General features: G+C 67.3%; 13 protein-coding genes and 1 pseudogene. All 14 read left to right on the top strand.

The window, feature by feature from the left end; genetic code table 11:
- The coding region (locus AC2W7L_RS09630) for a hypothetical protein (RefSeq protein WP_486004277.1) at window positions 1-1,323 on the top strand (1,323 nt) is incomplete at its 5' end.
- The gene (locus tag AC2W7L_RS09625) at window positions 1,320-2,297 is read left to right on the top strand and encodes an HAD-IIA family hydrolase (protein WP_486004276.1); all 978 of its coding nucleotides are present in this window, start codon (window positions 1,320-1,322) and stop codon (window positions 2,295-2,297) included. The genes AC2W7L_RS09630 and AC2W7L_RS09625, both read left to right, overlap by 4 nt.
- Window positions 2,294-2,452 (top strand): hypothetical protein, encoded by a 159-nt coding sequence (locus AC2W7L_RS09620; protein WP_486004275.1) that lies wholly within the window; start codon window positions 2,294-2,296, stop codon window positions 2,450-2,452. Before AC2W7L_RS09625 ends, AC2W7L_RS09620 begins: the two co-directional genes overlap by 4 nt.
- On the top strand, window positions 2,449-3,255 hold the full coding sequence (locus tag AC2W7L_RS09615) for a TlyA family RNA methyltransferase (RefSeq protein WP_486004274.1): 807 nt from the start codon (window positions 2,449-2,451) through the stop codon (window positions 3,253-3,255). Before AC2W7L_RS09620 ends, AC2W7L_RS09615 begins: the two co-directional genes overlap by 4 nt.
- Window positions 3,252-4,193, top strand: a complete 942-nt coding sequence (locus tag AC2W7L_RS09610) for an NAD kinase (protein WP_174521230.1) — start codon at window positions 3,252-3,254, stop codon at window positions 4,191-4,193. The genes AC2W7L_RS09615 and AC2W7L_RS09610 overlap by 4 nt, the downstream gene beginning before the upstream one ends.
- Window positions 4,194-5,441, top strand: coding sequence for an AAA family ATPase (locus tag AC2W7L_RS09605; RefSeq protein ID WP_486004273.1), 1,248 nt, complete (start codon window positions 4,194-4,196; stop codon window positions 5,439-5,441).
- Window positions 5,366-5,896: a hypothetical protein gene (locus AC2W7L_RS09600; RefSeq protein WP_486004272.1), complete on the top strand. Its 531-nt coding sequence runs from the start codon at window positions 5,366-5,368 to the stop codon at window positions 5,894-5,896. The genes AC2W7L_RS09605 and AC2W7L_RS09600 overlap by 76 nt, the downstream gene beginning before the upstream one ends.
- A 15-nt stretch (window positions 5,897-5,911) precedes the next feature.
- The gene (steA, locus tag AC2W7L_RS09595; protein ID WP_486004271.1) at window positions 5,912-7,150 is read left to right on the top strand and encodes a putative cytokinetic ring protein SteA; all 1,239 of its coding nucleotides are present in this window, start codon (window positions 5,912-5,914) and stop codon (window positions 7,148-7,150) included.
- On the top strand, window positions 7,143-8,135 hold the full coding sequence (locus tag AC2W7L_RS09590; RefSeq protein WP_486004270.1) for a copper transporter: 993 nt from the start codon (window positions 7,143-7,145) through the stop codon (window positions 8,133-8,135). The genes steA and AC2W7L_RS09590 overlap by 8 nt, the downstream gene beginning before the upstream one ends.
- A complete protein-coding gene (locus AC2W7L_RS09585; RefSeq protein WP_486004269.1) occupies window positions 8,132-8,842 on the top strand; it encodes a hypothetical protein in 711 nt (236 codons plus the stop codon). The genes AC2W7L_RS09590 and AC2W7L_RS09585 overlap by 4 nt, the downstream gene beginning before the upstream one ends.
- Window positions 8,794-8,997 (top strand): hypothetical protein, encoded by a 204-nt coding sequence (locus AC2W7L_RS09580; RefSeq protein ID WP_486004268.1) that lies wholly within the window; start codon window positions 8,794-8,796, stop codon window positions 8,995-8,997. Before AC2W7L_RS09585 ends, AC2W7L_RS09580 begins: the two co-directional genes overlap by 49 nt.
- A complete protein-coding gene (gene murJ, locus AC2W7L_RS09575) occupies window positions 8,994-10,262 on the top strand; it encodes a murein biosynthesis integral membrane protein MurJ (RefSeq protein ID WP_486004267.1) in 1,269 nt (422 codons plus the stop codon). The genes AC2W7L_RS09580 and murJ overlap by 4 nt, the downstream gene beginning before the upstream one ends.
- Window positions 10,259-10,732 carry a hypothetical protein gene (locus tag AC2W7L_RS09570; protein ID WP_486004266.1) on the top strand — a complete coding sequence of 158 codons (474 nt, stop codon included), beginning with the start codon at window positions 10,259-10,261 and terminating at the stop codon, window positions 10,730-10,732. The genes murJ and AC2W7L_RS09570 overlap by 4 nt, the downstream gene beginning before the upstream one ends.
- A pseudogene (locus AC2W7L_RS09565) lies at window positions 10,729-11,154 on the top strand (glycosyltransferase family 4 protein); the annotation flags it as partial. The gene AC2W7L_RS09570 and the pseudogene AC2W7L_RS09565, both read left to right, overlap by 4 nt.
- Between the last annotated feature and the right edge of the window lie 22 nt (window positions 11,155-11,176).

Genomic DNA, 11,176 nt, shown 5'->3' with positions numbered 1-11,176 from the left:
GATCGCCGTGGTGGTTACCAGGGCAACCGCCGGAACGACGATGACCGCCGAGGCGGCTTCAACCGTGACCGTCGCGACGGAGACGACCGTCGGGGCGGCTACCGCGGAAACCGCCGTGACGACAACCGCGGAGGACGCGGCGGCCATGGCCGCAACGACAACGACCGTCGTGCATCACGCAAGACCGACACGGGCGACTACGCACGCGAACAGCGGGCCCGTCGCCCGCGCATCCAGGAACCCGAGATCCCCGAAGGCATCACCGGCCGCGAACTCGACAAAGAGATCTCGTCACAGCTGCGTTCCCTCGATAAAGAGAACGCCGACATGGTCGCCAAGCACCTCGTCGCCGCCGGCGGCCTGCTCGACCTCGACCCGGAACGAGCCCACGAACATGCCAAGGCCGCCATGGCCCGCGCTGGTCGTGTCGCCGTCGTCCGCGAAGCACTCGGCATCGCCGCGTACTACGTGGAGCAGTACGACGAAGCCGTCCGCGAGCTGCGTACCCACCGTCGCATCTCCGGTTCGAACGACAACATCGCGCTGATCGCCGACGCCGAACGCGGCCGCGGAAAGCCCGAGAAAGCCCTCGAGCTGCTGAAGAACTCCGAGGAACTCGACCTCGAGAACGAGACCCGCACCGAACTCGTCATCGTCGCGGCCGGAGCGAAGTCCGACCTCGATGACATCGCCGGTGCGCGCCGACTCATCGAAGCTGAGGACTTCACTCAGAAGCCCAGCGGCGGACTCGTCCGACTCATGGCCGCGTACGCCGAGGTGCTGCGCATCGACGGCGAAACCGAACTCGCCGACAAATATGAAGAGCTCTCCCGCCGCACCGCCAAGGCGACCGGCACCCTCTTCGGTGACGAGATGCCGGACCTCAACGCCGGCGTCGAGATCGAGACCGTCGAAGAAGTCGAAGACGAGCCCGAAGCTCCCGAAGCTGAGACCTCCGAAGAGTCTGACGCTGAGGCCGCTGACGCCGAGGCTACCGAGGGCGAGGCCGCGGACGCGGAGACTGCTGAGTCTGCGGACGACTCAACCAGCGAAGCCGATGATTCGTCGGCCGAAGCAGTCGCCGCTCCTGTCACAGCTGGCGAACCCTCGACGGAAGCCGACGCAGAGCCCGAAGCTCCGGCGGCAGCCCCGAAGTCGAAGACGCATGTCTCGGCGAAGGAACTGAAGTCGGTCAAGGTCACCGACGACGAGATCGAAGCCGAACTCGACGAGATCCTCGCCGATGCCGAAGCAGGATCTGACTCTGACGCAGACGGTTCCGACTCTGACGCAGCACCCGCCGAGGCCGACGGAGACCAGTGACACTGACCGCCGAACAGGACAACACAGCAGATGGGCGCCTGCCCGAGTCCCCGGGCACGCCCATCGACTGTGTCCTGTTCGACCTCGACGGAGTCGTCTACCACGGCAACCACGCCATCGACGGTGCCGCCGACGGCATCAACTGGCTCCACACGCAGTCGATCCCGGTCAACTACGTCACGAACAACGCCACCCGCACCGCAGAAGCTACGGCCGAAAAGATCACCGGCATGGGAGTCGACGCCTCCGCTGACGAGGTGACCACCTCGGCGCAGGTGCTCGCCGAACGCCTGGCCGAACGATTCGGACCCGGCGCCCGCGTCCACCTCCTCGGCACCACCGGACTGCGCATCGCACTCGAAGACGCAGGCCTCGAAATCACCGACTCGCTCGACGCTGATCCCGTTGCCGTCGCACAAGGACTCGACCCGGAGATCGACTACGCGAAGATCGTCCGCACCTGCGACATCATCCGCTCCGGCGCGGAATGGTGGGCGAGCAACCCCGACTTCTCCCTCCTCACGGAAACCGGGAAAGTCCCCGGCAACGGTGCCTTCGTCGAACTCATCGCCCGACTCACCGACGCCACCCCCGTCATCGTCGGCAAACCCGCCCCGCACATGATGGACTTCGCGGCCGGCCGCCTCGGCGCGCATCGCCCGCTCATGGTCGGGGACCGACTCAACACCGACATCGAAGGCGGATGCGCCGCCGGAATCGACACGGCACTCGTCCTCACCGGAATCCACGACGTCCATGACGCCCTGCGCGCTGGGCCCGGGAGCCGACCGACCTTCATCCTGCCGAATCTGCGCGGACTCGAAGCCCTCATCACCGGCACCGACCGCGGGGAATCCGGCCGGATCGAAGCCGAACTCCGGCGGGCATGGGCGGCCATCGAAGCGGGGGAGACCGACGCCGAGGCGGTCCTGGCCGAAGGACGCCTGCCCCACCGGATCGGGGAGGACGAATGAGCGAGAACCCAACCCCGGCCTCGGTGAGTGGGGACGTGCCGGTCGAGACATGGCGGGCCGGCCTCGCCGAAGCCAAAGAGGCACCGGCCGCAGAGCGCCATGAACACTTGAACTCCCTACTCAACGATCTCGACGCGCAGGTGGGTTCCTTGTGAGCAGACTCGACCGGGCTCTCGTCGACCGCGGACTGCTGAACTCTCGCTCCCGCGCGGCCCGCGAAATCGCCGCCGGCCGCGTCAGCGTCAACGGCCGCACCGCCTCCAAAGCCTCCCAAGACGTGAAAGACACCGACGACGTCACCGTCACCGAACCCGACCCCTGGGTCGCCCGCAGCGCCCACAAACTCCTCGGCGCGCTCGACGCCTTCGACCTCACCGACGAACTGAGCGGACTGACCGCCCTCGACGCGGGAGCCTCCACCGGAGGCTTCACCCAAGTCCTCCTCACCCGCGGAGTCGCGCAGGTCTGGGCCGTCGACGTCGGCCACGACCAACTTGCGCCCATCCTCCGCGTCGACCCGCGCGTGCACGTCCGCGAAGGACTCAACCTCCGCGAACTCGCCGACTCCGACGTGCCGACCGTCGACCTCGTCGTCGCCGACGTCTCCTTCATCTCCCTGCGCCTGCTCAGCGCACCGCTGCTGGCCGCCACCGCCGCATACGGAGAACTCCTCCTCATGGTCAAACCCCAATTCGAACTGGCACGCGCCTCCCTGGACAAACACGGAGTCGTCACCAGCCGGGACAAACGCCGCCGCGCCATCGACTCCGTCCTCGAGTCCGTCACCGACCACGACGCGCGCGTCACCGACATCGCACCCTCACCGCTGCCGGGCCCGAGCGGGAACCGAGAGTACTTCCTGCGTGTTCGCCCAGGCCGAACACATGACCAGTCCGATAGGCTCGACCAAGCAGACATCCCCGCCCACCTGGACGAAATGATGAGAGGAGAGTCGTGACCAGACACATCATGGTGCTGCTGCACCCCCAACGTGATGAGTCGGCCGTGGCCGCCGTCAGCGTGTTCAAGGCCCTCCTCGACGACGGAGTCACCCCCGTCGTCCTCTCCGACGAGATCGTCGGCATCCGCGCCCGACAGGCCGAAGCCGTCGACGACGAACCCATCCTCAACCACTGCATCATCATCGATCCCTCCGAGCTGGGGGAGTGGAAGAACGCCTGCGAACTCGTCATCGTCTTAGGCGGCGACGGCACGATCCTGCGCGCCGCCGAACGCTTCCACGGCTCCGGCGCCCCGCTCATGGGCGTCAACCTCGGCCATGTCGGATTCCTCGCCGAAAGCGAGAAGGAAGACCTCGCCGAGGCGGTCCACCGCGCCTCCCAACGCGACTACTCCGTCGAGGAGAGGCTCGCCCTCGACGTGTCCGTGTGGCACGAAGGCGAGAACATCTTCAACGCCTGGGCGCTCAACGAGGCGACCATCGAGAAGACCTCGAAATCCCGGATGATCGACGTCGTCCTCGGCGTCGACGCCCGCCCCGTATCCTCCTTCGGCTGCGACGGCGTCATCCTCGCCACCCCCACCGGCTCGACCGCGTACTCGTTCTCCGCCGGCGGTCCCATCGTCTGGCCCGAGGTCGAAGCGCTCATCCTCGTTCCGATCTCCGCCCACGCCCTGTTCTCCAAACCTCTGGTCGTCAACCCGACCTCCCGCCTCGGCGTGGAGATCTCCCAGTCGAATCCCGAGTTCTCCGCCGTGCTGTGGTGCGACGGTCGCCGTGCCCTCGAACTGCCGTCCGGGGCGCGTGTGGAAGCCACGCGTTCGAAATCGCCGATCCGCCTCGCTCGCCTGCACACCGGCCCGTTCACCGACCGACTCGTCGCGAAGTTCCGCCTGCCCGTCTCCGGCTGGCGAGGACCGATCAAGGAGGCCTGAATGATCTCCGAACTGCGCATCTCCCACCTCGGCGTCATCGCCGAGGCCGCCGTCGAACTCGACACCGGCTTCACCGTCGTCACCGGTGAGACCGGTGCGGGCAAGACCATGTTCGTCTCCGCCCTGTCCCTTCTCATGGGCCGCAAGGTCGGCTCTGGAGTCGTGCGCAAAGGCGCGGAGAAGGCCGAAGTCGAGGGCATCTTCACCGGAGTTGCCGAACCCGTGCGCGAACGCATCGAGGAAGCCGGCGGCAGCGCCGACGACGAAGCGATCATCTCCCGTACCGTCGCACTCAAAGGCCGCGCCCGGGCGACGGCCGGCGGACGGACCGTGCCGATCTCCGTGCTCACCGACATCTCCTCGGACCTCATCACCCTCCACGGCCAGTCCGAACAGCTGCGCCTCAAGGGAGCCGCCCAGCAGCGGCACCTCCTCGACGCCGCCGGCGGGTCGGCCCTCGCCGAGGTGGCCGACCGCTACCGTGTCGCCTTCGAGAACTGGCGCGAGACGGACGCCCGCGTCACTCGCATCAAAGACTCAACCGCCGCCCGCCGCGAACGCATCCTGTGGCTGCGCGGCTGCCTGGAGGCCATCGACAAGGTCCGTCCCGAACCCGGTGAGGACGAGACCCTGGCCGCGCAGGCGGCGAAGCTCGGGTCCGCTGCCGAGATCACCCGCGCCGTCGGCGCGCCCACGACCTGCTGCTCGGTTCTGAGATCGACGATGCCGGGGCAGCCGTCGACCTCGTCCACCAAGCCATCAGCACGATTTCCGATGTCGAAGGCTCCGACAAGGAACTCGTCACCATCCGCGAGGCACTCAACGACGCTGTGCTGCGCCTGTCCGACTCCGCCGCGGAACTGTCGTCCTACCTCTCAGGATTCGACGAACTCGGCGAGACCTCGCTTGAGGAGACCGAAGCCCGTCGCGCGGAACTCGGATCTCTGGCCCCCTATGGCCAGGACGTCGCCGAAGTCCTCGACTTCGAAACCCGATCGGCCGCGGAACTCGCCGAACTCGAAGCCGAGGACCGCGACCTCGACGGACTCGACGCCGAACTCACCGAGGCTCGCGAGACCATGGAAGCGGCCGCCTCGGCGCTCACCGAGATCCGCAAGTCCACCGCGGAGGAGTTCTCCGCAGCCGTCAGCGAAGAACTGGCCGCCCTGTCGATGCCGAAGGCCTCGGTCGCCTTCGAGATCTCCGAACGCGAACCCACCACCCACGGGGCCGACGAGGTCCGGCTGACCTTCGCCGCCCACGAATCCTCCATCCCCGATGACATCGCGAAGATCGCCAGCGGTGGTGAGCTCTCCCGCGTCATGCTTGCCATCGAAGTCGTCCGCGCCGCCAGCGAATCCATCCCCACCTACGTCTTCGACGAAGTCGACGCCGGGGTCGGCGGCAAAGCTGCCGTGGAGATCGGTCGCCGACTGGCCAAGCTCGCCCGGAACGCCCAGGTCATCGTCGTCACCCACCTGCCGCAGGTCGCAGCCTGGGCCGACACCCATGTGACCATCGTCAAGGACGATGACGCCGAGACCGTGCGCTCGGGCGTGCAGGAGCTCACCGATGCCGAACGCGTCGTCGAACTCTCCCGCATGTTGGCAGGAATGGACGACTCCGCCTCGGCGAAGGCCCACGCGGCCGAACTGCTCGACAACGCTCGGCAGGTCAAGGAGGCCGGCGTTGGCAGCAGATGAGAGAATGGGCGGACCATGAAAGTGCGCAGACACCGTGAGAACCTCACCGCACCGACTCGGTCCGGTCCCGCCCCTGCCCGTCTGGACCGACGCACAAAGAATCTGACGAAACGCCTCCAAGCAGGCGATATCGCCGTCATCAAACACTCCGATATCGACCGTATCTCCGCCGAAGCCCTCGTCGCCTGCCGGCCGGCCGCGGTGATCAACGCGGACAAATCGATCTCCGGCCGCTACCCGAACCTCGGCCCGAGCATCATCGTCGACGCCGGCATCCCCCTCATCGACGCCGCCGGAGCGGAGATCTTCGACACCGTCGACGAGAACGCCGAGATCTCCATCGAAGGCGCCACCGTCTACTCTGGCGAGACCGAAGTAGCCACGGGAGTCCTGCAGACGGCCGAGACGATCGCCGAGGACATGCACGCCGCCGAAGCCGGAATGAACTCCGTGCTCGTCGACTTCATCGACAACACGATCGAATACATCCGCAAGGACTCCGATCTGCTCTCGGCCGAACTCGTCGTGCCCGAGGTGAAGACGAAGTTCACCGACCGGCATGTGCTCATCGTCGTCCGCGGGTACCACTACAAGGAGGACCTGGCGATGCTGGCCTCCTACATCCGCGAATACCGGCCGCTGCTCATCGGCGTCGACGGCGGAGCCGACGCCATCATCGAAGCCGGCTACCGACCGGACATGATCGTCGGGGACATGGACTCCGTGTCCGACACCGCTCTGACCTCGGGTGCCGAGATCGTCGTCCACGCCTACCGTGACGGCACGGCACCCGGCACCGAACGGGTCGAAGCCCTCGGCGTCGAATGCGTGGCCTTCGCAGCCTCGGGCACGAGCGAGGACATCGCCATGCTGCTCGCCGACGACAAAGGCGCCGAACTCATCGTCGCCGTCGGCACCCACGACACCGTCATGGAGTTCCTCGACAAAGGCCGCAAGGGCATGGCCTCGACCTTCATCACCCGACTGCGCGTGGGCTCGAAGCTCATCGACGCCAAGGGCGTGTCCCTGCTCTACCGGCAGCGCATCTCCAGCCTGCAGCTGGCCGTGCTCATCATCTCAGGCCTCGTCGCCCTCGGTGTGGCGATGACCGCGACCTCGGCCGGACAGACCTTCCTCGGCCTCATCGGCGCCCAACTCGACGGCCTCTTCGGCTGGATCGGCTCACTCTTCGGCGGCGACCCCACAGCATCGACCGATTCCGCCGGCCTCATCCAAGGACTGACCCGTGATTGATTTCCGCTACCACCTCGTCTCCCTCGTCTCGGTGTTCCTGGCGCTGGCCGTCGGCATCGTCCTCGGTGCGGGACCGCTGAAGGAGCCGATCGGCGAATCCCTGCAGAGCCAGGTCGACGCCCTGCGCTCTGACCGCGACAACCTGCGTTCGGATCTCGACGCGGCCAAGGGCAATATCGACAAGCAGAACGAATTCGTCACCGCCGCCGCCCCGGAACTCATCGGCGGCACCCTCGACGGGCAGGAAGTGAGCATCATCGCCGCCCCCGAAGCGGACTCCGAGCAGGTCGAAGAGGTGAGCAACCGGGTCAAGGAAGCCGATGGGACCATCGCCGGCGACGTCTCTTTCGTGCCGAACACGCTCAGCCTCGACGATTCCGATCAGTTCCTCAAGAAGCTGCGGACCCTCGTGCCGAACCTGCCGAAGGACGACTCGACCGCGATCCGCGCCGCCCTCGTCATCGCCCTGACCGGCGACGCCTCGATGCTCGAGGACGAGGACGACCAGGCGGATGCGGAGAAGCAGGCGGCGAAGCTCTACGACGCCTTCGTCGAAGCCGACCGTCTGCGCACCGACTCGGACCACAAGACGACCTCGCTGTTCATCGTCATCGACGATGAGAACTCGACCCTCGCCGAGGATACCGAGCCCAGTCCGCAGGCCTCCGACGACAAGGGCACCCGCACCCTCGTCACCGACTTCGTCACCGCACTCACCGCCGAAGCCACCTCGGTGGTCGTCGCCGGTGACGCCGGATCGGCACAGAACGGACTCGTCAACGTGCTGCGGTCGGAGAAGTCCCGCGCCAGCACCGTCGACGGACTCGGCCTCGGTGCCGGCCCCGTCATCACCGTGCGGGCACTGGCCTCCGGAGAAGACGGAAAACACGGGCACTTCGGATTCGCCGAGGATGCCGAAAGCATCCTGCCGGGCAAGATCGAAGACACATCCTCCGATGACACGAAGAACGGAGACGAGAAATGATCCGCTCCATCGTCAGCACCGCCGTGGCCGGACTCGCCGGCTTCACCGCGACGAAGGCCGTGCTCAGATCACGGCTGCGCACCCATGAGAGCGTGGTGCGCACCAACCACGCCGGACACGACGTCTCACTCGCCGAAGGCCCCGCCGTCACAGCGGGACTGCTGGCCGGGAGCCTGCTCATCGAAGATCCCCGCCAGCGGACGGCGACCCTGCTGGCCACGGCCGCGGCGGGCGGCCTCGGTGCTGTCGACGATTTCTGTGAGTCCGGGTCCTCCAAAGGCCTGCGCGGCCACCTGTCCGCACTGGCCCGCGGGGAGATCACGACCGGGACGTTGAAGATCACCGGCATCCCGCTCGCGTCGATCGCGGCCGCCGCGATCCTGCGCAGCCGCACCCGCCCGACTGGGATCTTCGGGATCAGCCATAAGGACGACCGGCCCTGGTACGCGGCCGCCGCGGATGTCATCGTCACCGGGGGAGTGATCGCCGGATCGGCCAACCTGTTCAACCTCCTCGATCTGCGTCCCGGCCGGCACTCAAGGTCGGAGCACTCACGCTGGCCTTCACCGACCACGAACGCCGCGTGTCCTGGGCACCCTCAGGTGCGATCGCCGGAGTCACGGCCGCCGCCTGGCCCGATGACCTGGCCGGAGATGCGATGCTCGGCGACACCGGAGCCAATGCCCTGGGGGCTGCGATCGGCGTGATCCTCGCCGAAACCGCCACACCGGCGCAGCGACGCCTCATCCTTGCCGCCCTGGCCGGGCTCACCCTGGCCAGCGAGAAGGTGTCCTTCACCTCCGTCATCGAATCGACCCCCGGCCTGAGGGAGATCGACTCGTTCGGCCGCGAGGATAAGTGAACAAGCTCGTTCGAGTCCTCGCCGCCACGGCGCTGCTCGTATCGATCATCACCCTGCTGACCCGACTGGTCGGCTTCCTTCGCTGGCTCGTGTTCTCGGCGAACGTCGGCGCCGGCACCGTCGGCACCGCTTACCAGAGCGCGAACCAGGTCCCGAACATCCTCTTCGAGGTCGTCGCCGGCGGCGCCCTGGCCGGAGCGGTCATTCCGCTGCTCGCCGTCCCTCTGGCCAGATCGGACAGAGAGACCGCCGGTCGCATCGCCTCGGGGCTGCTGACCTGGGCGGTCAGCGTCACTCTGCCCCTGTCGATCCTGCTGGCCGTCTTCGCGCCGCAGATCGCAGGGATCCTCGTCGATGAGAAGACCAGCGCCGCCGGAGTGCAGGCGACCGTGAAGCTGCTGCTCATGTTCTCCCCGCAGCTCGTCCTCTACGCCATCGGCGCCGTGCTCACCGGAGTGCTGCAGGCCCACCGCAAGTTCCTGTGGCCGGCGTTCGCCCCGTTGCTCTCCAGCCTCGTCGTCATCGGCAGCTATATCGCCTACAACGCCGTCGGCGGCAGCGACGACACCTGGCGGACCCACCTCGGCTGGCTCGGCTGGGGCACCACCGTCGGTGTCGCCGCCCTCGCCCTGCCGCTTGCCCTGCCGATGGTCTCGACCGGGCTGAAGCTGCGCCCCACGTTCTCCTTCCCGCCCGGAGTCGCCCACCGTGCGCTGCGCCTCGCCGGTGCCGGAATGTCGGCCCTGCTCGCCCAGCAGGCCGCTGTGCTCGCGACCCTGACTCTGGCAAACCACATCGGCGGGGACGGCACGCTCGTCCTCTTCAGCTACATCAACGCCGTCTACCTCCTGCCCTATGCGGTGCTCGCCGTGACCGTGGCGACCGTGGTCTTCCCGACGCTATCGACCTGGGTGGGACGATCCACCGACCCCGAGGCGACCGAGCACAGACGTGCGGAAGCCGGGAAACGCTTGCGGTCGGTGACCTCGACGACGACGGCGCTCATCATCGCCGTCGGCGGACTCGGCGCCGTCATCCTGCTCTCAGCTGCGGGCCCCCTGCAGACCTTCTTCATCGCCATCGACGCCGAAAGTGAGTCCGCCGCCCCCTTCGACTCCATGGCCACGGCGATCATGGTCATGGCCTTGGCCGTGCCCGGGTGGTCTTTCGTGGCGTGGGGCACTCGCGTCTTCTATGCAGTGGAACGTTCTCGGTATTCGGCCGCCGCCAGACGACAGGATGGATCCTCGTCATCGTCGGCATGATCGGAGCGATCCTGGTCACGGGTTCGAACGGGAATCCCGGGCTGACCCTCATCTGCATCTGCAGCGGCTATGTGTTGGGCATGACCGTGGCCGGAGTGTTCCTGCTCGTGAACATGCGCCGCGTCCTCGGTCCCGCCGGTCTCGCCCTCGTCGGACGCCGGTCGCTGCTCGCACTCGGAGCCGCAATCGTCGCAGGCACCGCCGGAGTCGTCACCTCGCAGTGGTTCGGGGGACTCTTCGACAACTCCGCGAGCTCGGCCGTCATCGCCGGAGTCGTCGCCGCGCTCATCGGCTGCGTGGTCTTCGGTCTCATCGTGCTCGTCGTCGACCGCGGTTTCCTCGGTGAAGTCCGCAGCCTGCTGGCCGACCGCAACCGGGCCGGCGTCAACGACGAGACGACAGTCCACGCGGCCGGCGAGCACAATAGAGACAACGGACCCAGCGACACCGACAGGGAGGAAGACTCATGAGAATCGTCTTCACCATCGGCACCTCGACCGGGGGAGTCGGCACTCATGTGCACGCACTCGCCCGTGACCTTGCCGCCGCCGGGCACGAGATCGGCGTCATCGGACCGGCCGCCACCGACGAGCACTTCGGCTTCTCCCTGTTGCCAGGAGTCCGCTTCGGCGTCCTCGAACTCGGCACCGGAATCGGCGCCTCCGACGCCGCCCTCATTCGCCGCCAGCGCACACTGCTGCGCAGCTTCGCCCCGCAGATCGTTCACGCCCACGGCTTCCGGGCAGGGCTGATCACCCTGCTGACCCTGCGCACGCTGAGAACTCGACCGAAATTCGTCCTCAGCCTCCACAACCAAGCCAGCGGACAGGGACTGCGCGGCCGCGTCGAAACCCGGGTCGAGACGATGCTCGCCCGCGGGGCCGACCTCGTCCTCGGTGCGAGCACCGACCTCG

Source organism: Brevibacterium sp. LAARM3_SD1, assembly GCF_057364765.1.
Note: the sequence above shows the minus strand (reverse complement) of the source record. Positions and strands in the feature narration are given on the sequence as shown.